We start from the raw sequence: 21,915 nt of genomic DNA, 5'->3' as shown, positions 1-21,915 counted from the left end.
TCCTGCCCCATGCGCCGACGCCTGCTCCTCAGTCTCTGCCTGCTCACCGCCCTGGCCGCCTGCCGGCCCGGCGGCCCGGCCCCCAGCCCGTTCAAGGGCATCGACATCACCGGGGCCGAATACGCCCGCCACCTCGACCTGAAAGACCCCAGCGGCCAGGAGCGACACCTGGCTGACTTCAAGGGCAAGGTGGTGGTCGTGTTCTTCGGCTACACCCAGTGCCCCGACGTGTGCCCCACCTCGATGGCCGAGCTGGCCGCGGCGCGCCAGTTGCTAGGCGCTGATGGCGAGCGCGTGCAAGGCCTCTTCGTCAGCGTCGACCCCGAGCGCGACACGCCCGAGGTGTTGAGCGCGTATGCCGACAGCTTCAAGGCCGGTTTCATCGCGCTGCGCGGCACACTGGAGCAAACCCAGGCCGCGGCCAAGGAGTTCAAGGTCTTCTACGCCAAGGTGCCGGGCAAGACCGAAGGCAGCTACACCGTGGACCACACGGCCGGCTCCTATGTCTTCGACGCCCAGGGCCGCATCCGGGTGTTCAGCCGCTATGGCGCTGGCGCCGAGACGCTGGCGCACGACCTGCGCGTGCTGCTGAAAGAGGGCGCCTGAAACGCCGACGGCCCCGTCGGGGCCGTCGTGTGGCTGCAGGGTGGACCGGCTTCAGGCCGCTTCCAGCGCCTTGCGCATCTTCTTCAGCGCGGCCACCTCGATCTGGCGGATGCGCTCGGCACTGACGCCGTACTCGGCGGCCAGCTCATGCAGTGTCATGCCACCGCTGCTGTCGTCGTTGACCTTGAGCCAGCGCTCTTCGACGATGCGGCGGCTGCGCGCATCCAGTTGCTCCAGCGCATGGGCCACGCCTTGGGTGGACAGGGCCTCGCGGCGGCGCGACTCGATCACCCGTGTGGGCTCCTGGCGCTCGTCGGCCAGGTAGGCAATCGGGGCGACGCTGTCCTCGCGGTCATCGTCCTGCGGCTCCAGCGCCACGTCGTTGCCGGCCAGCCGGGTTTCCATCTCGACCACGTCCTCGGGACGCACGTCGAGTTCGGCCGCGACCTTGGCAACCTCATCGGCCGACAGGGCCTGGCGGTAGGTGTCGCCGTCGGCAGCGTCGCTCTTCAGGCTGCGCTTCATCGAGCGCAGGTTGAAGAACAGCTTGCGCTGGGCCTTGGTGGTGGCCACCTTGACCATGCGCCAGTTCTTCAGGATGTACTCATGGATCTCGGCCTTGATCCAGTGCAGCGCATAGCTGACCAGGCGCACGCCCTGTTCAGGGTCAAAGCGCTTGACGGCCTTCATCAGGCCGACGTTGCCTTCCTGGATCAGGTCACCCTGCGGCAGGCCGTAGCCCAGGTACTGGCGCGACACCGCCACCACCAGGCGCAGGTGCGACAGCACCAGGCGGCTGGCGGCCTGCAGGTCGCCCTCGTCGCGCAGCGCGCGGGCGAAGCGGGTTTCCTCTTCCTGGGTCAACAGCGGCAGCTGGTTGACGGCCGAGATGTAGGCGTCCAGATTGCCGAGCGAGGGCACCAGGGCCCAAGGGTCACGCAGGGCGACGGCGTTGGCGGTGGAGTGCTGGGTCATGGCTGGATTGGAGGGGCTTGGGGCCCATTGGTTCCAACGATATTAGCACTCTTGGCAAATGAGTGCTAAGACCGTGTGCGCCGACACCAGGCGGCGCGGGAAAGCCCCATGAAACTTCTCCTGGAGAACTCTTGTAGAACTCTGAAGAAGGGCCTACAGTGCTGCTCACGCAAGGACGCATCGGGCGTCATGGAGGAATCCGCGATGGACACATCCCTCGTTGCAGCGGTCCGCCGCTGTCTTGGCCTGCGCCAGGCCGCCACCGCGCTGGCGCTGGTCGCCGGCCTGCTGCATCCGGCCGCGCCGGTGCTGGCCAAGGCCGTCACGGTGGTCGGTGACGGCTGGGTCACCGATCTGTCGGCCGACGGCCGCAGCGCCACCGGCCAGCTCGCGGCCGATTTCCAGACCTTCCGCTGGACCGCCCAGGACGGCCAGGTGCCGCTGGGCCGGGCCACCACCGCGATCGGCCTGTACAGCGGCACCCCGGCCATCTCGGCCAATGGCGAGGTGATCGCCGGCAGCATCCTGGACGACAGCGGCCAGTTCGGCATCCAGGGCCGCTGGACGGCCGCCACCGGCTGGCAGGTGCTGGGCCCGCTGCCGCACGACGCCGGCCAGATGGACCTGGACCAGGCCGGGGTCTACGGCATGTCGGGCAACGGCAAGGTGGTCACCGGCCTGTACTGGCGTGCCGGCAAGAAGAACGGCCTGGCCCATGGCAGCGCCTGGACGGCGCGCAAGGGCGTGAAGGACCAGGGCAGCGGCGGCCGCTCCAGCCGCATTGACGACGCCGACCACGACGGCCGGGTGATGGTCGGCTGGGACGAGCATGTCGAGTGGGGCATGCGCCAGGCGGCCGTCTGGCTGAACGGCCAGCGCCAGCTGCTGGAGATCAGCGACTGGCCCAGCGAGGCCGCCGCGGTGGACGCCGCCGGCACCCGCATCGTCGGCCAGGCTTTTGACGCCGGCACCGGTGTCGAGTCGGCCATGATGTGGACCGCCGACGGCAGCGGCGGCTGGCAGCGTCAGCTGCTGGGTGTGCTGCCCGGCACCAGCTGGGACGGCTCGGCCTATGCATTGGGCCTGTCGGACGATGGCCAGGTGGTGGTGGGCTTTGGCCGCACCGAGTTCGGTCCGCAGTCCTTGGGCTGGGTCTGGACGCCCGCCAGCGGTCTGATGGAGGCGCGCGCCTTCCTGAGCGCCCAGGGCATCGACCTGCCCAAGCGCTACCAGGTCTTCGAGGTCAGCGCCGTCAGCGGCGACGGCCGCACGCTGGCGCTGGCCACGCTGGACCGCCAGGCGCCGGGCAGCTACCGCGCGCTGCTGGTGCGGCTGCCGCGCCACTGAACCCACGTTGGGAGGCCGCGGCCGCCGGTCGGCGGGGGACAATGAGCACCACCACATCGCCCCGAGAGCCCGTGAACGACCGAATCCCGGACGCCCACGCCGTGGTGCAGCAGTTGCGCGCGGCACTCGGCCCCTTGATGGACGCGCACGCCGGCCGCCCCGCCCGCGGCGTGCGCCTGACGCGCGAGCTGGGCCTGGACAAGAGCCTGGCCAGCCGCCTGGTGCGGGCCTGCGCCAGCGGCAGCGAAGGCGAGTTCGTCCATCACCTGCCCTCGCCCACCGGCCTGCGCAAGCTGCTGGACGCGGCCCTGGGCCGCGGCAGCAACACCCTGAACGCCGCTGCCGCGGTTGACAGCTACCAGCAGCTGCTGGATCGCCTGCCAGGCCACCGCCAGGCCCTGGAAGCGCAGCTGGGCTGCGGATCGCGCCTGGTGCGCGAGCGGCTGGGCCATGCCTCGCGCCAGGCAGTGTTCAAGGCCCAGTCCTACCTGTTCGGCCATGGCTGCGACACGATGGCCTCGGCACTGTTCCTGTGGCCCGCGGCCGACGGACCTTGGGTCGACGCGCTGGAGGTGCATCGCCGCCGTGGCCTGTGGCGGGTGCAGCCCGACGTGGCCGTGCCGCTGCTGAGCGTGATGCCGCACAGCGCCGGCACCGGCGGCGCGACCATGGCCCCGCTGCACGGCCGGGGTGATCCGGCCGACTACCTGCTCGGGCCCGCGGTGGCACTGCAGGTCTTGCAGGACGGCCCGGTGACCACACTGGTGCTGCCGGCCGAGCTCGACCCGCTGCCCGACGCACTGGACACCGCCTACCTGGTGCGCCAGGCGCTGCCGTTGGCGCGTGCCGACGGCTGGCAGCGCCTGCGCAACTACATGCTGCACACCCCCTGCAAGCAGGTCTGTCGCGAGCTGTACCTGGCGCGGGACTTGTGGCCCAGCGCACGCATCGAGACCTTGTTCCAGCTGCCCTCGCCTTCCGGCGTGCAATTGCCTGACGCCACGCCGGAGCGGCCGCACCACCGGCGACTGGCCTTGCAGGCCCAGCTGGTATCGCTGGGCGCCGATCCCCTGGCCTCCCCGCCGGACGGCCTGCCCGACCATGCGGCCGTGCTGCACCGTGCGCTGGCGCTGGCGGGATTGTCCGGACAGGTCTGGCGTGGCTGGCGCAGCGAACTGGCCTATCCGCTGCCGCTGGTCGAGATGCAGTGGCTGCTGCAGCCCGCCTGAGCCCGGGCGCCTACTCGGCCCGCGCTTCGCGGCGCATCAGCAGCTCGACCAGTTGGCGGGCATCGACCTGCCCCTGCAGCAGCGCATGCACGCCCTGCGCGATCGGCATCTCCACCCCCAACGCCTGGGCCCGCTGCACCACGGTGGCGGCGCTGTAGACGCCCTCGGCCACATGGCCCAGTCGCTGCAAGATGCCGGGCAAATCCAGCCCCTCGGCCAGCAGCAGGCCCACGCGCCGGTTGCGCGACAGGTCGCCGGTGGCGGTGAGCACCAGATCGCCCAGTCCGGCCAGACCGGCAAAGGTGTCGGTGCGCGCGCCCAGGGCCACGCCCAGCCGGGTCATTTCGGCCAGACCACGGGTGATCAGCGCAGCGCGGGCGTTCAGGCCCAGTTGCAGGCCGTCGCACACGCCGGTGGCGATCGCCAGCACGTTCTTGACCGCGCCGCCCACCTCCACCCCGATCGGGTCGGTGGAGCTGTAGATGCGCAGCGCGCCGCGGTGAAAGGCCTCGACCGCGCGCTCGCGCAAGCGCGCATCGGGACTGGCCACCACCAGCGCCGCCGGCAGGCCGGCCGCCACTTCCTGTGCGAAGCTGGGGCCGGAGAGGATGCCGCAGGCCAGGCCAGGCGCGGTGGCCGCGGCGATCTCATGGCCCAGCAGGCCGCTGCCGGCCTCGAAGCCCTTGCACAGCCACAGCACCGGCGCCGGGCCGTGCAGACCGGCCAACATGCCGCGCAGCGCCGCCATCGGCGTGGCCAGCACGCACAGGTCGGGACCGGCCGCCAGCGCCTGCGCCAGGTCGGCGGTGACACTCACGCGGGCCGGCAAGGGCACACCGGGCAGGTAGCGCGCGTTCTCGCGCGTGGCCTGCATCGCCGCCGCCTGCGCCGGGTCACGGGCCCACAGACAGACCTCGTGGCGGACCTCAGGCCAGGAGGCCGCGGCCACTGCCAGCGCGGAGCCCCACGCGCCAGCGCCCAGAATGGCCAGACGCATGCGGGATCAAGCGATCAGTTGACCGAAGGCGCTTCGCCGTTGCCCGCGGCCTGCTGCAGCTGGGCTTCGTACATGGCCTGGAAGTTCACCTCGGCCAGCAGGATCGGCGGGAAGCCGGCGCGGGTGCAGACGTCAGAGACGATGGCGCGCAGGTAGGGATAGATCATCTGCGGGCAGACCACGCCCAGGATGCCCTGGATCTGGTCGTCGGGCAGGTTGCGCAGCTCGAAGATGCCGGCCTGCTTGGCCTCGACCAGGAACAGCGTGCGATCGCCCAGCTGGGTGGTCACGGTGGCGGTGACGGCCACTTCGTAGACGCCATCGGCAATGCCCTCGGCGCCCATGGCCAGCTGGATATCAACCTGCGGCTGCTGCTGCTCAAGCAGGATCTGGGGCGAGTTGGGCTGCTCCAGCGACAGGTCCTTCAGGTACATGCGCTGCAGCTGGAACACGGGGGCGAGTTCTTGGTCGGCCATGGGAAAGCTTTCTGCAAAGACGACAACGGCCAGCCGCCGGGCTTGGCGGCCAGCCTGGGTCAACCAGTGAGTGTAGCGCGGGGGACGGCCTGCGCCGCCCGCTCAGGCGCCCTGCAGCAGCGGCATCAGGCCGCCGCGCTGGTCCAGCGCGACCAGGTCGTCGCAACCGCCGACATGGGTCTCGCCGATGAAGATCTGCGGCACCGTGCGCCGGCCGGTCAGGCTCATCATCTGGTCGCGCTGCACGGGGTCGAGGTCGACGCGGATTTCCTCGATCTCGGCCACGCCGCGCTGCGACAGCAGGGTCTTGGCCCGCACGCAGTAGGGGCAGACCTGGGTCGTGTACATCTTGACCTTGTTCATGGGTGACACGCTGGTGGGTTCAGTCCTCGGGATTGTCCGACCGAAGCGCCGACACTGCAGCGCCCGCCGCGCAAGACCCTGATCAGCCCTTCGCGCCGGTCACCACCGGCAGGCTGGCCTCGCGCCAGGCCCGCATGCCGCCGGCCATCACGCGCACGTCCTGGTAGCCCTGCTTGCGCAGCGTGGCAGCGGCGCGCTGCGCGCGCGCGCCCGACGCACAGGTCACCAGCAGCGGCAGCGCCTTGTTGCTGGGCAGGCCCTTGGCCTCGTCCAGGCTGCCCAGCGGCACGCTGCGCGCGCCGCCGATGTGGCCCTGCTCGAACTCGGCCGGCTCGCAGACATCGATCACCGTGGCCTTCTCGTGGTTCATCAGCCGCACCGCCTCGGCCGGCGACACGCCCGAGCCCCCTTGCAGGCTGCCACGCAGCAACAGCGCGCCGGAGACGACGGCGACGAGGATCAGCATCCAGTTCTCGATCACGAATTGCACGGGGCAGGCCTTTGGAAAGTCAGGAAGAGCAAAGCACCCGGATTATAGAATTCGGGGTTTGCACCAAGTCTGACGCGGGCCTTCACACCCGCCTATCACCGCCATGTACAAGCTCGTGCTGATCCGCCACGGCGAATCGACCTGGAACCTCGAGAACCGCTTCACCGGCTGGACCGACGTGGAGCTCACGCCCACCGGTGTGTCGCAGGCCCTGTCGGCCGGCCAGCTGCTGAAGGCCGAGGGCTATGAGTTCGACGTTGCCTACACCTCGGTGCTCAAGCGCGCGATCCACACCCTCAACCACGTGCTCGACGGCATGGACCGCGCCTGGCTGCCGGTGGTCAAGGACTGGCGCCTGAACGAGCGCCACTACGGCGGCCTGCAGGGCCTGAACAAGGCCGACATGGCCAAGCAGTACGGCGACGAGCAGGTGCTGATCTGGCGCCGCAGCTACGACACCCCGCCGCCCCCGCTGGACGCGGCCGACCCGCGCGGCCAGCGCCAGGACCCGCGCTATGCGCGTCTGGCCCCCGAGCAGGTGCCGCTGACCGAGTGCCTCAAGGACACCGTGGCCCGCGTGCTGCCCTGCTGGAACGACACCCTGGCCCCGGCGATCCGTGCCGGCCAGCGCATCGTGCTGGCCGCCCATGGCAACTCGATCCGCGCGCTGGTCAAGTACCTGGACGACATCAGCGACGCCGACATCGTGGGCCTGAACATCCCCAACGGCATTCCGCTGGTCTACGAGCTGGGCGCTGATCTCAAGCCGATCCGCAGCTACTACCTGGGCGATGCCGCGGCGGCGGCCGCCGCCGCCGCCGCGGTCGCGGCCCAGGGCAAGAAGGCCTGAGCCGGCGCCCGCTGCGGGCCGCCACGGCGGCCCGCGTCCGTGCGATCATCGCGGCACGCCACCCCCGGAGGAGCCCGCGATGCAGACCCTCGACGAGATGCTGGAGCGCCACCTGCTGAGCCCGGCGCAGCACGCCGAGATCCGCGACTGGGTCATGCGCGAGCGCACCCCCGAAGGCATCCTGGCGATGCCCGAGCACCTGTGGCGCCGGCTGGAGCTGGCCTGCGTGCTGATGGGCGGCGTGCCGGGCGACCCGGCCTGAGGCGCGCTCAGCGCGGGCGCCGCAGCGCGCCGGACAGCAGCACCTGCCGCCCCTGCACCGTGGGCACACCGGCCCGCAGGGCGGCCGCCACCGCGGCGGCCGGGATCGGCCGGTAATTGGCCGGCACCAGCGGGCCCAGCCAGCGGCCCAGCGCCGAGGCCCAGCGCTCACCCGGCCGCTCGGGCTGGCCCAGCGCCGAGCGGTCACCCTCCAGCATCGACGGCCGGGCGATCAGCAGCCCGTTGAAGGGCAGCGTGGCCAGCGTGTCCTCCAGTTCGCCCTTGACCCGGCTGTAGAAGACCGCCGAGCGCGCATCGGCGCCCATCGCGCTGACCAGCCCGGCGCGGCGTGCACCCGCCGCCAGCGCGGCACGCGCCACGGCCAGGTTGGCGTCAAAGTCCACCGCGCGGAAGGCGGCCTGGCTGCCCGCCACCTTGATCGTCGTGCCCAGCGCCAGGTAGACCTCGTCGGTGGGCGGCAGCGCCGGCAGCGCCGTGAAGTCGACCACCAGGCTCTGCAGCCGCGGGTGCGCCAGCGCGGACGGGCGGCGCCCCAGGCTGATCACCTGCGCCACGCCGGGATCGGCCAGCAACCCCTTCAGCAGGTGCTGGCCCACCAGGCCGGTGGCGCCGGCCAGCACGACGGTGCGTCCGCTCATCAGGGTCTCCTTCGCAGGCCACAGGGTGCGGCCGCGTAGACTGCGGCGCATCACCAGTATCCCCGCTTGACGATGGCCCAGAGCATCCACGACTTCCACGACGACCCGCGCAATGCGGACATCCGCATCTGGATCAACGGCCGGCTGCTGCCACGCGCCGAGGCGGTGGTGTCGGTCTTCGACAGCGGCTTCGTGCTGGGCGATGGCGTCTGGGAGGGCCTGCGCGTGGTGGACGGCGAGCCGGTCTTCCTGGCCGCCCATCTGGACCGGCTGTTCGAAGGCGCCCGCGCGCTGGCGCTGGACATCGGCCTGAGCCGCGCGCAACTGGCCGCCGCACTGCGCGAGACCCTGGCCGCCAACAACATGCACGACGGTGTGCATGTGCGGCTGATGGTCACGCGCGGCATCAAGCGCACGCCCTACCAGGACCCGCGCGCCTGCATCGGCAACGCCACCGTGGTGATCCTGCCCGAGTTCAAGCGCCCCAAGCCCGAGCTGCTGGCCCAGGGCCTGAAGCTGTTCACCGTGCATGTGCGGCGCGGCGCGCCCGATGTGCAGGACCCCAAGCTCAACAGCCACAGCAAGATCAACTGCATCACCGCCTGCATCCAGGCCACCGAGGCCGGGGCCGACGAGGCGCTGATGCTGGACCCGCACGGCTTTGTCGCCACCTGCAACTCCACCCATTTCTTCATCGTGCGGAAGGGCGAGGTCTGGACCAGCAGCGGCGACTACTGCCTGGGCGGCATCACCCGCGCCAACGTGCTGCAGGTCTGCCGCGAGGCCGGCATCCCGGTCTTCGAGAAGAACTTCAGCCTGACCCAGGTCTACAGCGCCGACGAGGCCTTCTGCACCGGCACCTACGCCGGCGTGGCGCCGGTGCGCTCGGTCGACGGCCGCGCCTTTGACACGGTGCCCGGCCCGATGGTGCAGCGCCTGCAGGCGCTGTACGCCGACCTGGTGCGCAGCGACGCGGCCGCCGCCCGCGCCGGGAGCGGCGCATGACGGCCACGCCGCTGCGCGTGGCCATGTGGAGCGGGCCGCGCAACATCAGCACCGCGATGATGCGCTCCTGGGAGAACCGCGGCGACTGCGCGGTCAGCGACGAGCCGCTCTACGCCGCCTACCTGGCCGCCACCGGCCTGGACCACCCGGGCCGCGACGAGATCATCGCCCAGGGCGAGTGCGACCCCGCACGGGTGGTGGCTCAGCTGCTGGGCCCGGTGCCAGGCGATCTGCCGGTCTGGTACCAGAAGCACATGGCCCACCACCTGCCGGCCAGCCTGGCGCTGGACTGGGTGGACGGCCTGCACAACGTGCTGCTGATCCGCGACCCGGTGCGGGTGGTGGCCTCGTATGTGAAGTCGCGCGCCGACGTGGTGCCCGAGGACCTGGGCGTGCTGCAGCAACTGCGCCTGCTGGAGCACCTGCAAGCGCGTGACGGCCGGGTGCCGCCGATCATCGACAGCGCCGACTTCCTGCAGCGCCCCGAGGCCCACCTGCGCGCGCTGTGCGCCCACCTGGCCCTGGACTTCCGTCCCGGCATGCTGCAGTGGCCAGCCGGGCCGCGCGCCTCGGATGGTGTCTGGGCGCCGCACTGGTACGCCGCGGTGTGGCGCTCCACCGGCTTCGAACGGCCGGCCGACGAGGCCCCGGTGCTGACGGGACACGCCGCCGAGGTGGCCGAAGCCTGCCGCCCCGCCTACGATCAGCTGCGTGCGCTGCGCTGGCGCATCGACTGAGTCGCGCGCTCAGGCCCGCGCCAGGGCCAGCCGGTCGCTCAGCGGCGGCAGGCGCAGCGCGCCGCCCTGCAGCCGCTGGTCATGGCGGTAGCCGTCCACCGACTGCACCCGCCAGTGGTCACGGCCCGCGGCGCGCGCCAGGGCACGCGCAATGCGGTCGAAGCGCCAGCCGTCGCCGGCATTGCTGTCCAGGTGCAGCACGCCCGGCAGCGGATCCTGCAGCAACTGGGCCAGCACCTGTACCGTGTCGTCGATGAAGGAACAGGCCGGTCGCCAGTGGCGGCTGGCCTCGATCACGCCCTGCTCCTGCTGCCAGCGCTCCAGCGTGGCCAGCATGGTGTTGCCGCCGCGGGCCAGGTCGATCTGCCAGCCCAGGCGGGCGATGCTGGCAAAGGGGTGGGCGCGGCGGATGGCGTCCTCGCAGACGATCTTGCCGCGGCCGTAGGCGTCGCGGGCGGTGCGCGCATCGGCCGGCTGGTGCGGCCCGTCGGGCTGCGCGTCAAAGACCATCGCCGTGCTGGTGAAGACGAAGGGCCGGTCGCCCTGCGCCGCCCACCAGGCCATCCAGCCGGCCCAGTGCGCATCGCCGGTGGCCAGATGGACGATGGCATCGGGGCGCACCTGGTCGAGCCAGGCGCGGCCGGCGGCCTCGTCGTCCACCGGCTGGCGCGCGCGGTCCCAGCCGATGACCTCGTGGCCGTCGGTGCGCAGACGCGCCGCCAGCACCGGCGCCAGCGTGCCGTTCAGGCCGGTGACCAGGACCTTCATGCGTTCACCGCCACGGCACGCAGCACGAGCGCGCCATAAGGCGCCAGCGACACCTGAGGCAGCCGCTGTGGCCCGGCGATCGGCGGGCTGGCCAGCAGCACCTCGGCGGCGTCGCCGGTGCCCGCGGGCAGGCCCTGCACGCGCACCGTGCAGGCCTGCGCGCCCCAGTTCAGCAGCACCAGGGCCAGCGTGCCGTCCGCGGCGCGGCGGCCGAAGGCCAGCACCGTGTCGTGGTCGGTGTGCAGCGGCCAATGGGCGCCGGCGTGCAGCGCCGGGTCCTCGCGCTTGAGGGTGATCAGCGTGCGGTACCAGTGCCACAGCGAGGCGGGGTCGGCGCGCTGAGCCGCCACATGGCGGTCGCCCCAGGCACGCGGCAGCGGCAGCCAGGGCTCGCCCGCGCTGAAGCCGGCCTGTGGGCCGGCGTCCCACTGCATCGGCGTGCGGGCGCGGTCGCGCGGGTCGGCCCGCGGCCGGCTTGGGCCCAGCGGCGCGGCGGCCAGCTCGGCCTCGGGCAGGTCGGCCATGCCGATCTCCTCGCCGTAGTAGACCAGGGCGGTGCCGCGCTGCAGCAGCGTCATGGCCGCCGTGAGCCGGGCGATGGCGTCGTTGTGAACGCCGTCGCCAAAGGCGCTCCACTGGCGCCAGTGGTCGTGGTTGCTGAAGAAGCTCACCGGCGTGCGGTCGTGCAGCAGCGCCTGGGTCTCGTCGATCAGCCGCTGGAAGAACGGCGCATCGCGCTGCCAGTGGCGCGCGTAGACGAAGTTCATCGGCAGCTGGATCTCGTCGCCCTGCTCGCCGTAGGCGGCGCGCAGCTCGGCCAGGGTGTCGGTGGTGGACTCGCCCAGCAGGACTCGCTCATCGTCGAACTCGGCGTCGAACTCGGCCAGCACCGCGCGCAGCTCGCGCAGCACGCCGTGGTTCTCGGGCCGGTTGCTGTTGAAAGGCTGCAGCGGCCAGGGGGGCTGGCGGTCGGGGTCCGGGTCGTCAGGCCAGGCGGGGTCCTCGAACAGGAAGGCGGTGGCGTCCAGCCGGAAGCCGCTGGCGCCGCGGCGCAGCCAGAAGCGCGCGACATCGGCCATCGCCGCACGCACGCCCGGGTGGTGCCAGTTCAGGTCGGGCTGCTGCGGCAGGAAGGCGTGGTAGTACCACTGGCCGCTGCGCGGCTCGCGCGTCCAGGCCGGGCCGCCGAAGACCGAGCGCCAGTTGGTGGGCGGGCCGCCATCCGGCCGGCCATTGCGCCAGACATACCAGTCGCGCCGCGGGTGCTGGGGCGAGCTGCAGGCCTCGCGGAACCACGGGTGCTGGTCGGAGCTGTGGTTGAGCACGAGGTCCACCAGCAGGCGCATGCCGCGCTGCCGGGCCTGGCGCACCAGCTCGTCCCAGTCGGCCAGCGTGCCGTACTCGGGCGCCACATTGCTGTAGTCGCTGACGTCGTAGCCGAAGTCGGCGTTGGGCGAGGGAAAGAAGGGCGTGATCCAGATCGACTGCACGCCCAGGGCCTGCAGCGCATCCAGCCGGCGGGTCAGGCCCGGCAGGTCGCCGATGCCGTCGCCGTTGCTGTCCTGGAAACTGCGCAGGTAGACCTGGTAGATGACCGTGTTCTGCCACCAGGGTGCGGGGCGGGTCATGGCGCGTCGATCTGCCAGGCCCAGGGGGCCAGGCGCTGCACCGCAGGCAGCGCCGCCAGCGCCACCGTCTGCGGCTGGTCACTGACGTTGACCACCACCGTGACCTGGTCGCTGCCCTGGCGGCGGCGGATGGCGAAGACCTTGGGGCTGCCGGCCTCCAGCAGCTCGACGTCGGCCCCGTACTGACCGTTCCACAGCGCCGGGTGCGCGTGCTTGAGCGCCAGCAGCCGGGTGTAGAGCGCTTCGTGCGGAAAGCTGGAGAGGTCCATCGTGTCCTTCTCGAAGAAGGCCAGGCGCTTGCGCAGCCCCGCCTCCTGGCCGCCCAGGATCAGCGGCATGCCGGGCAGCGTGGCGGCCAGCACGGCCATCGCCGGGAAGGCGTCGCCGTAGAGCTCGCCATCGTGGCCATGCCAGGAGTTGTGGTCGTGGTTGCTGGTGAAGCGCATGCGGTAGGCGCTCTTCGGGAAGGCGCGGCCGGCCTTGCTGGGCGGCGGCTGACGCACCAAGGCGGTCAGGTCGCGCGCATCGGCCTGGCCCTTGGCCACCCGACCCAGCACGTCCGTCAGGTCCCAGCCGTAGGTCATGTCGAAGGCCCGCTCGTGCAGGTCCACCTCGGACCACTCGGCCAGCATGAACATCGGCTTGATCGCGTCCAGCTCGGCGCGTGCCTGGTCCCAGAACGGCGTGGGGACCAGGCCGGCCACGTCACAGCGGAAGCCGTCCAGATCGGCCTCGCGGACCCAGAAGGCCATCGCGTCGATCATCGCCCGACGCAGGGCGGCGCTGGCGTAGTTCAGCGCCACCACATCGGTCCAGTACTCGACCTGCGGCGTGCCGGCATTGAAGGTGACCGGGAAGATCTGCCCCTTCGCATCAAGCTTGTACCAGTCGGTGTGCGCCTGGGTCCAGGGGTGGTCCCAGGCGGTGTGGTTGGCCACCCAGTCGAGGATCACCTTGAAGCCCATGGCGTGCGCCTCGCGCACCAGCGCGCGCGCATCGGCCAGTGTGCCGAACTCGGGGTTCACCGCGGTGTAGTCGCGGATCGAGTAATAGCTGCCCAGCGTGCCCTTGCGCTCCTGCAAGCCGATCGGCTGGATCGGCATCAGCCACAGGATGTCCACGCCCATGCGGCGCAGCCGCGGCAGGTGGGCCATGAAGGCGCGCAGCGTGCCCTCGGGCGTGTACTGGCGGATGTTGACTTCGTAGATGTTGGCGCTGCGGGTCCAGGGCAGGTGTTCCTGGGCGGCAGGCAGGGCGGCGTGGCTCATCGTGGGCAGACAGGCAAGGACCGGCGTCAGCGACGCGGCCAGGTTGAAGTGGCGACGCCTCATCCCTTGACGCCGCCCGCGGCCAGACCGGCAATCAGCCAGCGCTGCGCCAGCAGGAACACCGCGGTGATCGGCAGGCCCGAGAGGATGGCGGCGGCGGCAAAGTCGCCCCAGCGGAAGTTGTGCTCGTGCACGAAGAGCTTGGCGCCCACGGCCAGCGTCAGCTGGTCCTGCTGGGTCAGCAGCACCGAGGCCACCGGGTACTCGATCACCGCGCCGATGAAGGCCAGCAGGAAGACCACCGCCAGGATGGGCAAGGCCATCGGTAGCAGCACGCGCCAGAAGGTGGTCCAGGTGCCGGCGCCGTCCACGCGGGCGGCCTCCTCGATCTCGGTGGGCAGGGTGTCGTAGTAGCCCTTGATCGTCCACACATGCATGGCGATGCCGCCCGAGTAGGCCAGCACCAGCGAGGCGTGGGTGTTCAGGCCGATGGCCGGCACGGCGGCGCCCAGGCGGTCGAAGATGGCGTAGATCGCCACCAGCGCCAGCACGGCCGGGAACATCTGCATCAGCATCAGCCCGGTCAGCACCTGCCTCCGGCCGCGAAAGCGCATGCGCGCCAGCGCATAGGCGGCGGTGGTGGACAGCAGCAGTGTCACCGCGCCCGACACCGTGGCCACCTTCACCGAGTTCCACAGCCAGCGCAGCACCGGCAGATCGGGCTCGACCATCCGGCCATCGGGCCCCGCATAGGGCAGGCCCAGCACATAACGCCAGTGCTCCCAGCTGATGGCCTCAGGGATCAGCGAGCCGGCTGCGAAGTTGCCCGGCCGCAGCGACACCGACACCACCACCAGGAAAGGGAACAGCACCACGGCGCACAGCGCCAGCAGGAAGGCGTGGGCGGCCAGCTTGCGCCAGCGCTGCGATCGGCTTTGGACGATGGGCATGGCAGTCAGCGCGCGGGTTCGTCGTTGATCCTGGTGAAGCGCATCTGCACCAGCGTGATGGCCGCGACGATGGCGAAGATCACGGTGGAGATGGCCGCGGCCAGGCCGAACTGCTGGCCCGAGTCCTGGAAGGCGATGCGCCAGGTGTAGCTGACCAGGATGTCGGTGCCGCCCACCGGCAGCGCGGTGTCCACCCGGTCGGGGCCACCGGCGGTGAGCAGGCTGACCAGCACGAAGTTGTTGAAGTTGAAGGCGAAGGCGCTGATCAGCAGCGGCGTCAGCGGCTTCAGGATCAGCGGCAGCGTGACCCGGCGGAAATGCGTCAGCGGCCCGGCGCCCAGCACGGCCGAGGCCTCGACCAGATCGCCCGGGATCGCCTTGATCAGGCCCGAGCACAGCACCATCATGTAGGGGAAGCCCAGCCAGATGTTGACGAACAGCAGCATGGCGCGGGCCAGCGCGGGATCGGTGAACCAGGCCGGCTGGATGCCGAACAGCCCGTTCAGGATCAGGTTGATCTCGCCCAGGTTCTGGTTGAACAGGCCCTTGAACACCAGGATCGAGATGAAGCCCGGCACCGCGTAGGGCAGGAACAGCACCACGCGGTACAGGGCCCGGCCCTCCAGCGCCTCCCAGTTCAGCAGCACGGCCAGCAGCAGGCCCAGCGCGGTGACGCCCAGCACCGTGAGCGCCGAGAAGGCCACGGTCCACAGTAAGACACTGGCGAAGGGCTCCTGGAAGCGGCCGTCGCTGAAGATGCGCTGGTAGTGGCGCCAGCCCACGGCCACGCGAAAGCCCGGTTGCAGCTGATCGCCCGCTTCGCTGGTGAAGAAGCCCTCGACCATGTCGGGCCGGTAGGCGGTGGCGGTCAGGGTGTCGACCAGCGCGCCATCGTCACGCAGGGTGTAGAGCGGCCGCGAGGGCGCCACATGGCGCAGCGACTGCAGGCTCCAGGTCTGGCCGTCGGGCGTGGTCAGCTGCAGCGCGCGCAGCGCTGGCACGCGCTCGACCACCTGGGCTGGCGTGGCGGCGGGGGTCAGCGCGGTGTCGGCAAGCGGCTGCAGCGGCACCGCGCGGGGCTCGGCGGTGTCCAGCGTGAGTGGCGCGGTGACCAGCGCGGCCTGCGCGCCCTCCGCCGGCAGCGCCACGCGCCAGCGCGCGCCGTCGGCGTGCAGCGTGAACGCGCGCTCGCTGCCCGGCTGCACCAGGCGCTCTTCCAGCAGTTGGGCCCGCGCGCGCTCGAACTCCAGCAGGTTGCGCGCGCTGTAGTTGGTGAAGCCCAGGCTCAGCGTGTAGAGCATCGGGAAGACGACGAACACCGCCGCTGCGGCCAGGGCCGGCAGCAGATAGCGCCAGGCGGGGGAGGATTGGCCGCTCATGCGCTGTCCCGGATGCGGCGCTCGGCCGCCTGCAAAGCCTCAAGCGGCGTCTGCCGGCCGTCGGTGAGGTTGGTCAGGGCGGCCTTCATCGCGCTCCAGAAGCGGCCCATCTCGGGCAAGGGCGGGATGGGCGTGCCGTCGCGCGCCGAGTCCATGATGCCGGCCACCTTGTCGCCCAGGCCGGGGCGTGCACGCAGCTCGGCAAACAGGGCCCGGCTGGCCGGCGCGCCCAGCGGCTCGGCGGCATCGATCAGGCGCAGGCCCTCGGGGCGCAGCAGCCAGTGCTCGATGAACTCGGCCGCCAGCTCGCGCTGCGCACTGGCACGGTTGATCAGGAAACCGCGCACGCCGATGAACGGCGCCGCGCGGTGCCCGGCCACCGCCGGGATGCGGGCGACGCCGAAATCGATGCCGGCGCGCTGCAGGTTCACCCAGGACCAGGCGCCGTTGATCATCATCGCCGCGCGGCCCTGGGCCATGGCCGCTTCCATCTCGGCGTAGCCCGAGCCCGGCGGCATCACGCCCTCGGCCACCAGACGCGCCAGCAGCTCGGCACCGCGCAGCGCACCGGCGTTGGCCACGCCCACGTCGTTCGGGTCAAAGCTGCCGTCCTCGCGCTGGCGGAAGGCATAGCCGCCGCCGGCCGCCAGCAGCGGCCAGGTGAAGTAGTTGTTGGTGTAATCCCAGACGATGGCGTGCCGACCCTGGCGCGCCAGCCGCGCCTCGATCTCGAACACCTCGTCGAAGCTGCTGGGTGGACGCGCCACCAGGGCCTTGTTGTAGATCAGCGTGACCGCGTCGATCGCGTACGGGTAGCCCCAGTCGCGCCCGCGCCAGCGCATCGCGCGCCAGGCCAGCGGGTCGATGTCCGCCAGCAGCGCGCGCGAGGGGCTGACGGCATGGACCAGCCCGCCGGCCACGTACTCGCCAATGCGGTCATGCGGGAAGGTGCAGATGTCCGGGCCCTTGCCCCCCGAGGCCGCTTGCTGGAAGCGCGCCGGAATGCCATCGGGCGTCTCCACCACCACCGGCACGCCGGTGGCGGCGGTGAAGGCCTCGCCCACACGGCGAATGGCCTTGGCGCCTTCGACGCTGTACCAGACGACCAGCGGGCGGCGCTCAGCGGCGCGCACGCCGCCGGCCATCATCAGGCCGGCGCCGGCAAGCTGGCGGCGGGTCAGAGTCACACGTCAAAATGGTAGTTTGACTACATTTTCGCGGAGAGAGTTTCCATATGACCACCATGCAAACCCTTGCATCCGCCGTCAAGCAGGAGCGAAAATTTGTAGTTTGACTACCCCGGTGCCACGCTTCAAGCGCCGGCAGCGGCGCAGTGCTGCGCGATGTACTGCTCGTGGGTGGGCATGACGTCTACGCACTTGGCAATCACCTGGCGAACGCTCTCCAGGTAATCAGCCGTGCTGTCGTCGCCGGGCAGGTCGGCCAGCGGGTGGTGCCGCTCGCAGTCCAGGTTCTGGCCTTCCATCACCTGCAGCCAGCTGGGTTCGGTGAACAGTTCCTGGTCGATACGTACCAGGCGGCCTCGCGCCTGGTACAGCTCGATCTTGTGCGCCAGCGAATCGGGAATCGGCATGGCTGCGCAGGCCTTCCAGAACTCGCTGTCGCTGCGCTGGTTGACCTTGTAGTGCAGGATGACAAAGTCGCGAATGCGCTCGTACTCGAAGCGCGATTGGCGGTTGTACTCGGCGATCTCCACCGGGTTGAAGCCGTCGTCGGGGAAGAAGTCGATCAGGCGCTGGATCGACGACTGGATCAGGTGGATGCTGGTGGACTCCAGCGGCTCCAGGAAGCCGCTGGCCAGACCAATGGCCACCACGTTGCGGTTCCAGCCCTGCTCGCGCATGCCGGTGGTGAAGCGGATCGGCCGCGGATCGGCCAAGGGCGCGCCGTCGAGGTTTGACAACAGGGTGGAGGCCGCCTCGTCGTCGCTGACGAACTGGCTGCAGTAGACGTGGCCGTTGCCGATGCGGTGCTGCAGCGGAATGCGCCACTGCCAGCCGGCGCGGTGTGCGGTGGCGCGGGTGTAGGGCAGCAGCCGGGGGGCCGACGCGCAGGGCACGGCCAGCGCGCGGTCGCAGGGCAGCCAGTGCTGCCAGTTCTCGTAGCCGGTGCGCAGCGTCTCCTCAATCAGCAGGCCACGAAAGCCTGAGCAGTCGATGAAGAGCTCGCCCTCGACGCGCTCGCCCGAGGCCATCACCACCGCATCCACGTGGCCGTCAACGGGTCGCTGGCTGACCTGCACGATGCGGCCCTCGATGCGCTGAACGCCGCGCTGCTCGGCGATACCGCGCAGGAAACGCGCATACAGGCTGGCATCAAAGTGGTAGGCGTGGGCGATGTGGTTGAGCGGCGAGTTCGGCACATCCATCTGTGCCGGCAGGAACTTGCCCGCCTTGCAGGCCATGCGCGTGATCGAGTACTCCTCCAGCGGCGCCGCACGCCCGAGTGCGCGCATCTTGCGCCAGTACTGCTCGAAGGGCACGGTCCACAGGTCCTGCCCCAGCTTGCCAAAGCCGTGGATGTAGCGCTCGCCCAGTCTGCCCCAGTTGACAAACTCGATGCCCAGCTTGAAGGTACCCTGGGTGGCGCGGATGAAGTCGTTCTCGTCGATGCCGACGACTTTGTTGAACAGCTGGATCATCGGGATCGTGGCTTCACCCACACCAATGATGCCGATCTCGTCCGACTCGACCAGCCGGATCTTCACGCGGCCCTTGAGCGTGGTGGCCAGGGCGGTGGCGGTCATCCAGCCGGCGGTGCCGCCGCCGACGATGACCACGGTCTGGAGGGGTTGTGCCTGCATCGTGGGTATCCTGCTGGAAAGAAAAAGCGGCGAAGGTGACGAAAAACGGGGAGCCCGCTCGGGCTCCCCGTCAGCATAGAGCCGCCAGCCGCCGATGGGACGGCTGGGACCTGATGAGGGTCAGAACTTGTAGCTGACGCCCACCAGGTAGCTCTTGCCGAAGCGCTTGCGGTCGGTGACGTTGCCGTTGCCGATGTCGTAGCGGACAAACTCGGTGTTGGTCAGGTTGTTGCCCTGCGCCATCAGGCTCAGGCCCTTCAGCGGACCACTGCCGAACTCGTAAGCGAGCTGCAGGTCGATCTGCGTCTCGGCCTTGATGCCGACCAACTGCGTCTTGTCCTGGTAGTCCGAGATCTCGCCAATGAAGTCCGAGCGGTGGCGCGCGGCCGCGGCGATCTGAAAGCCGTGCTTCTCGTAGTACAGGCGCAGGTTCGCGGTTTCCTTGGACAGACCCGGCAGCGGGATCGTCACCGACGAGATGTTGGCGGTACTGACGCCAGCGGTCGGAATCTTCACCGAGCTGCTGGTGTTGCCGTAGTTGACCATCACGCCGAAGCCATCCAGCTTCTCAGTGAGCAACGAGAAGGGCACGTTCACCGCCAGCTCGACGCCGCTGATGCGGCCGCCATCGCCGTTGATCGGCCGGGTCAGGGTGTCATTGGCCGTCACCGGCTGGGCACCGGGCAGCAGCAGTCCGCTGTAGTCGAAGGCCTGGGCCACCTTGACGATGTAGGACTTCAGGTTCTTGTGGAACGCGGCCACCGAGACGTAACCCTTCTTGCCGAAGTACTGCTCGAAGGAGATGTCCAGTGCATCGGCACGGAAGGGCTTGAGCTGCGGGTTGCCGGCGGTGCCCTTGTAGTGATTCTCGGTGCTGTCGTAGCTGAAGTCGATGCCGGCCTTCATGTCCTCCATGTTGGCGCGGGCCACCACACGGCCAGCACCAAAGCGCAGGAAGCGGTCACCGCCCAGGTCGGCCGCCAGGTTCAGGCTGGGCAGCACGTCGGTGTAGCTGGCACCACCGTTGATGGCGCTGAAGCTGCACTGGTGAGTGCCACCATTGCAGGTGGACTGGTCGATCAGGAAGCTGGAGCCCGACTGCTTGGTGCCCACGATCTGCAGGCCGACGTTGCCGCGCACTGGCAGGCCGCCAATCTCGGTGTCGACGTCACCCTTGACGAAGGCGGTGGTGATCTTCTCCTTCACACCCCAGGACTTCGAGACGATGTCATGGTCGCTCCAGGGGTTGAGCTGGTAGACCTTGCCCAGCGAGCCGGCCGGATCCCAGTTCAGCGTGGGGATGCCGGTCAGGCCGCCGACGCCGACGGTGGCGCCCGGCATGTCGGTGGAGATCAGGCGATCCTTCACCGAACCATCAGCGTTCAGGCCGCCGATGATGACCAGCGCGCCTTCCTTGGCCACGCGGTCCTTGGTGCGGTCGGCATAGTTGGCACCGAACTCGACACCCACCACCGGGCCCCACTGCACGTCCTTCTGGGCGGCCAGGCGGATGGCCTGGATCTTGTCGGTGGTGACCGGGTTGGCGTAGTAGCCATCCTGCACGCCGGCGCCGCCGGCCCAGCCTTGCACGTCGGTCAGCTTGATGATGTTCGGGTCGGCGTAGTTCAGACCCGAGGTGTACTTCACGTCCGCCAGGTTGCTGCCGTTGAAGCCGCTGAAGCTGATGGTGTCGGCGGCGTTGTAGGCATTGCCCGGCAGGCCGGCGGTGGTCTCGTAGCGCACCGCGTTCTTCGTGACCTTGGAATAGGACAGGTCGCTCTTCAGCGTCCAGCCACCCGCCGCCTTCAGGGTGTTGGCCCAGCCGATCGAATTGAGCTCGTCGGTGTAGTCCTCGTTGTGGTTGCGGATGACGCCCTTCCAGTTCTCGAAGGTGCCGGAAGTGGCCACGCCATTGACGATGGTGGCGTTGATCAGCTTGCCGCCCTGGTCATTGGCGCCGGCCGACAGGCCGCCCAGCGGGCCTTCCAGGCCGCGCTTCTTCACCGAGAAGTCGCCCTTGGAGTAGAAGACGTCCAGGACCGACTCGAAGTCCTTGTTGGGCTTGAACTGCAGCACGGCCATGGCGCCGGTGCGCTGCGAATCGGTGGTTTCGATGTCGGTGGTGAAGCCGCCCGGGGTCTTGACCTTGCCGCCGTTGTAGTCGACATCGGCCACCCAGCCGCCCCAGGTGTTGAAGTTCGGGCGGGCGTTGCCGTTGTTCTTGGACTTGGTCACGCCCAGCGCCACACCGATGGTGCGGTCGGCGAACTGGTCGATGTAGGACAGCGACGCGCGGTCGCCGTCGCCGGTGGTGAAGCCGGGCAGGTCTTCAGCCTTGCCCTGCATCTCGTGCTTGTAGCTGCCGACGATGGTGCGCTTGCCAAAGGACAGCGGACGCACGGTCTGGATGTCCACCGTGCCCGACAGACCCTGGGTCATCAGGCTGGCGTTGGACGACTTGTAGACGGTGGCGCCGCCAACCAGTTCGGCGGGGTACAGGTCCAGCTCAACGCTGCGGCTGGCCGAGGTGGTGGCCTGCTCGCGGCCGTTGAGCAGCGTGACGCCGAAATCGGGCGGCATGCCGCGCAGCGTGACCTGCTGGGCGCGGCCAGTGACGGCGCTGCGCTGCACGGTGATGCCCGGCAGGCGGGAGATCGACTCGGCGACGCTGGCATCGGGCAGCTTGCCGATGTCTTCGGCCGACATGGCCTCGACGATGGCGTCGGCGTTCTTCTTGACCGAAATCGCGTCCTCGATGCCCTTGCGGATGCCGGTGACGGTGATGGTCTGGGTGGCGTCCTGAGCCTGGGCGGCGAAGGCCGACACCAGCAGGGCGGCGCCGATCGCGGTGGCGGTCAGCGGGGTAGGACAGTGACGGCGCGAGCGCGGGTGGGACTGGGGCTTCACCGGGGTACTCCTTCTCTGGACGAAAGGTCTCTTGGCGGGGCGGGCGCAGACGGTGGCGGCGCCCGGACAGGGCACGACACAAATCGCGCCAACGATTGGAACGCCACGTTTGTACCAAAACTAGCTCAGCGTCAAACTTTGTGAAAACCCTAAGAGTGGCCACTCAGCGACACGGAAAGACCCCATCCTCCTCTGT

At 69.9% G+C, this 21,915-nt stretch carries 21 protein-coding genes; 7 read left to right on the top strand and 14 right to left on the bottom strand.

Features of this window, described 5'->3' with window-relative positions; translation table 11 throughout:
- Positions 1–9: 9 nt before the first annotated feature.
- Positions 10–606 carry an SCO family protein gene (locus KAK06_RS14650; protein ID WP_210802857.1) on the top strand — a complete coding sequence of 199 codons (597 nt, stop codon included), beginning with the start codon at positions 10–12 and terminating at the stop codon, positions 604–606.
- Between the two features lie 51 nt (positions 607–657).
- On the opposite strand, the gene rpoH is transcribed toward KAK06_RS14650, so the two are convergent.
- Positions 658–1,581, bottom strand: coding sequence for an RNA polymerase sigma factor RpoH (rpoH, locus tag KAK06_RS14645; protein WP_210802856.1), 924 nt, complete (start codon positions 1,579–1,581; stop codon positions 658–660).
- 204 nt (positions 1,582–1,785) lie between these two features.
- Here rpoH and KAK06_RS14640 point away from each other — a divergent pair, with 204 nt between their 5' ends.
- Positions 1,786–2,928, top strand: a complete 1,143-nt coding sequence (locus KAK06_RS14640; protein ID WP_210802855.1) for a hypothetical protein — start codon at positions 1,786–1,788, stop codon at positions 2,926–2,928.
- Between the two features lie 71 nt (positions 2,929–2,999).
- Positions 3,000–4,157, top strand: coding sequence for a hypothetical protein (locus KAK06_RS14635; RefSeq protein ID WP_210802854.1), 1,158 nt, complete (start codon positions 3,000–3,002; stop codon positions 4,155–4,157).
- Positions 4,158–4,167: 10 nt separating this feature from the next.
- Here the strand turns inward: KAK06_RS14635 and KAK06_RS14630 are convergent, their stop codons facing one another.
- The 4 genes from KAK06_RS14630 to KAK06_RS14615 form a co-directional block, all read right to left on the bottom strand.
- Positions 4,168–5,154: an NAD(P)H-dependent glycerol-3-phosphate dehydrogenase gene (locus tag KAK06_RS14630; protein WP_210802853.1), complete on the bottom strand. Its 987-nt coding sequence runs from the start codon at positions 5,152–5,154 to the stop codon at positions 4,168–4,170.
- 14 nt (positions 5,155–5,168) lie between these two features.
- Complete coding sequence (secB, locus tag KAK06_RS14625; RefSeq protein ID WP_210802852.1) at positions 5,169–5,630, bottom strand: protein-export chaperone SecB; 462 nt, start codon at positions 5,628–5,630, stop codon at positions 5,169–5,171.
- Between the two features lie 102 nt (positions 5,631–5,732).
- Positions 5,733–5,993, bottom strand: a complete 261-nt coding sequence (gene grxC, locus KAK06_RS14620) for a glutaredoxin 3 (RefSeq protein ID WP_210802851.1) — start codon at positions 5,991–5,993, stop codon at positions 5,733–5,735.
- 82 nt (positions 5,994–6,075) lie between these two features.
- The gene (locus KAK06_RS14615; RefSeq protein ID WP_210802850.1) at positions 6,076–6,483 is read right to left on the bottom strand and encodes a rhodanese-like domain-containing protein; all 408 of its coding nucleotides are present in this window, start codon (positions 6,481–6,483) and stop codon (positions 6,076–6,078) included.
- Positions 6,484–6,586: 103 nt separating this feature from the next.
- On the opposite strand from KAK06_RS14615, the gene gpmA reads away from it, so the two are divergent.
- On the top strand, positions 6,587–7,333 hold the full coding sequence (gene gpmA / locus KAK06_RS14610; protein WP_210802849.1) for a 2,3-diphosphoglycerate-dependent phosphoglycerate mutase: 747 nt from the start codon (positions 6,587–6,589) through the stop codon (positions 7,331–7,333).
- Positions 7,334–7,412: 79 nt separating this feature from the next.
- On the top strand, positions 7,413–7,595 hold the full coding sequence (locus tag KAK06_RS14605; RefSeq protein WP_210802848.1) for a hypothetical protein: 183 nt from the start codon (positions 7,413–7,415) through the stop codon (positions 7,593–7,595).
- A 7-nt stretch (positions 7,596–7,602) separates the two neighbouring features.
- Here KAK06_RS14605 and KAK06_RS14600 read toward each other — a convergent pair whose 3' ends face one another.
- Complete coding sequence (locus KAK06_RS14600; RefSeq protein ID WP_210802847.1) at positions 7,603–8,253, bottom strand: NAD(P)H-binding protein; 651 nt, start codon at positions 8,251–8,253, stop codon at positions 7,603–7,605.
- A gap of 72 nt (positions 8,254–8,325) precedes the next feature.
- Here KAK06_RS14600 and KAK06_RS14595 point away from each other — a divergent pair, with 72 nt between their 5' ends.
- Together KAK06_RS14595 and KAK06_RS14590 are read left to right on the top strand one after the other, a co-directional pair.
- Complete coding sequence (locus tag KAK06_RS14595; RefSeq protein ID WP_210802846.1) at positions 8,326–9,258, top strand: aminotransferase class IV; 933 nt, start codon at positions 8,326–8,328, stop codon at positions 9,256–9,258.
- Positions 9,255–9,995: a sulfotransferase-like domain-containing protein gene (locus KAK06_RS14590; protein ID WP_210802845.1), complete on the top strand. Its 741-nt coding sequence runs from the start codon at positions 9,255–9,257 to the stop codon at positions 9,993–9,995. Before KAK06_RS14595 ends, KAK06_RS14590 begins: the two co-directional genes overlap by 4 nt.
- 9 nt (positions 9,996–10,004) lie before the next feature.
- Here KAK06_RS14590 and KAK06_RS14585 read toward each other — a convergent pair whose 3' ends face one another.
- From KAK06_RS14585 to KAK06_RS14550, 8 genes are all read right to left on the bottom strand, one after another.
- On the bottom strand, positions 10,005–10,763 hold the full coding sequence (locus tag KAK06_RS14585) for a sugar nucleotide-binding protein (protein WP_210802844.1): 759 nt from the start codon (positions 10,761–10,763) through the stop codon (positions 10,005–10,007).
- Positions 10,760–12,391, bottom strand: a complete 1,632-nt coding sequence (locus KAK06_RS14580) for an alpha-glucosidase (RefSeq protein ID WP_210802843.1) — start codon at positions 12,389–12,391, stop codon at positions 10,760–10,762. The genes KAK06_RS14585 and KAK06_RS14580 overlap by 4 nt, the downstream gene beginning before the upstream one ends.
- The gene (locus KAK06_RS14575; RefSeq protein ID WP_210802842.1) at positions 12,388–13,722 is read right to left on the bottom strand and encodes an alpha-amylase family glycosyl hydrolase; all 1,335 of its coding nucleotides are present in this window, start codon (positions 13,720–13,722) and stop codon (positions 12,388–12,390) included. Before KAK06_RS14575 ends, KAK06_RS14580 begins: the two co-directional genes overlap by 4 nt.
- Positions 13,719–14,609: a maltose ABC transporter permease MalG gene (gene malG, locus KAK06_RS14570; protein WP_210802841.1), complete on the bottom strand. Its 891-nt coding sequence runs from the start codon at positions 14,607–14,609 to the stop codon at positions 13,719–13,721. Before malG ends, KAK06_RS14575 begins: the two co-directional genes overlap by 4 nt.
- 5 nt (positions 14,610–14,614) lie before the next feature.
- Complete coding sequence (gene malF, locus KAK06_RS14565; RefSeq protein WP_210802840.1) at positions 14,615–15,988, bottom strand: maltose ABC transporter permease MalF; 1,374 nt, start codon at positions 15,986–15,988, stop codon at positions 14,615–14,617.
- Complete coding sequence (gene malE, locus KAK06_RS14560; RefSeq protein WP_310741096.1) at positions 15,985–17,175, bottom strand: maltose/maltodextrin ABC transporter substrate-binding protein MalE; 1,191 nt, start codon at positions 17,173–17,175, stop codon at positions 15,985–15,987. Before malE ends, malF begins: the two co-directional genes overlap by 4 nt.
- A 125-nt stretch (positions 17,176–17,300) precedes the next feature.
- Positions 17,301–18,812, bottom strand: coding sequence for a tryptophan halogenase family protein (locus KAK06_RS14555; RefSeq protein WP_210802839.1), 1,512 nt, complete (start codon positions 18,810–18,812; stop codon positions 17,301–17,303).
- Positions 18,813–18,932: 120 nt separating this feature from the next.
- A complete protein-coding gene (locus tag KAK06_RS14550) occupies positions 18,933–21,719 on the bottom strand; it encodes a TonB-dependent receptor (RefSeq protein WP_210802838.1) in 2,787 nt (928 codons plus the stop codon).
- Positions 21,720–21,915 lie beyond the last annotated feature (196 nt).

The organism is Ideonella aquatica, assembly GCF_018069755.1.
GTDB lineage: Bacteria > Pseudomonadota > Gammaproteobacteria > Burkholderiales > Burkholderiaceae_C > Ideonella > Ideonella aquatica.
Note: the sequence above shows the minus strand (reverse complement) of the source record. Positions and strands in the feature narration are given on the sequence as shown.

Bases quoted from the DNA above. Each gene is read 5' to 3' on its own strand.
- KAK06_RS14555 (WP_210802839.1), bottom strand. From the start codon at position 18,812: ATGCAGGCACAACCCCTCCAGACCGTGGTCATCGTCGGCGGCGGCACC.
- KAK06_RS14605 (WP_210802848.1), top strand. From the start codon at position 7,413: ATGCAGACCCTCGACGAGATGCTGGAGCGCCACCTGCTGAGCCCGGCG.
- KAK06_RS14600 (WP_210802847.1), bottom strand. From the start codon at position 8,253: ATGAGCGGACGCACCGTCGTGCTGGCCGGCGCCACCGGCCTGGTGGGC.
- KAK06_RS14595 (WP_210802846.1), top strand. From the start codon at position 8,326: ATGGCCCAGAGCATCCACGACTTCCACGACGACCCGCGCAATGCGGAC.
- KAK06_RS14575 (WP_210802842.1), bottom strand. From the start codon at position 13,722: ATGAGGCGTCGCCACTTCAACCTGGCCGCGTCGCTGACGCCGGTCCTT.
- KAK06_RS14630 (WP_210802853.1), bottom strand. From the start codon at position 5,154: ATGCGTCTGGCCATTCTGGGCGCTGGCGCGTGGGGCTCCGCGCTGGCA.
- secB (WP_210802852.1), bottom strand. From the start codon at position 5,630: ATGGCCGACCAAGAACTCGCCCCCGTGTTCCAGCTGCAGCGCATGTAC.
- KAK06_RS14640 (WP_210802855.1), top strand. From the start codon at position 1,786: ATGGACACATCCCTCGTTGCAGCGGTCCGCCGCTGTCTTGGCCTGCGC.
- rpoH (WP_210802856.1), bottom strand. From the start codon at position 1,581: ATGACCCAGCACTCCACCGCCAACGCCGTCGCCCTGCGTGACCCTTGG.
- grxC (WP_210802851.1), bottom strand. From the start codon at position 5,993: ATGAACAAGGTCAAGATGTACACGACCCAGGTCTGCCCCTACTGCGTG.
- KAK06_RS14590 (WP_210802845.1), top strand. From the start codon at position 9,255: ATGACGGCCACGCCGCTGCGCGTGGCCATGTGGAGCGGGCCGCGCAAC.
- gpmA (WP_210802849.1), top strand. From the start codon at position 6,587: ATGTACAAGCTCGTGCTGATCCGCCACGGCGAATCGACCTGGAACCTC.
- malF (WP_210802840.1), bottom strand. From the start codon at position 15,988: ATGAGCGGCCAATCCTCCCCCGCCTGGCGCTATCTGCTGCCGGCCCTG.
- KAK06_RS14585 (WP_210802844.1), bottom strand. From the start codon at position 10,763: ATGAAGGTCCTGGTCACCGGCCTGAACGGCACGCTGGCGCCGGTGCTG.
- KAK06_RS14650 (WP_210802857.1), top strand. From the start codon at position 10: ATGCGCCGACGCCTGCTCCTCAGTCTCTGCCTGCTCACCGCCCTGGCC.
- malG (WP_210802841.1), bottom strand. From the start codon at position 14,609: ATGCCCATCGTCCAAAGCCGATCGCAGCGCTGGCGCAAGCTGGCCGCC.
- KAK06_RS14580 (WP_210802843.1), bottom strand. From the start codon at position 12,391: ATGACCCGCCCCGCACCCTGGTGGCAGAACACGGTCATCTACCAGGTC.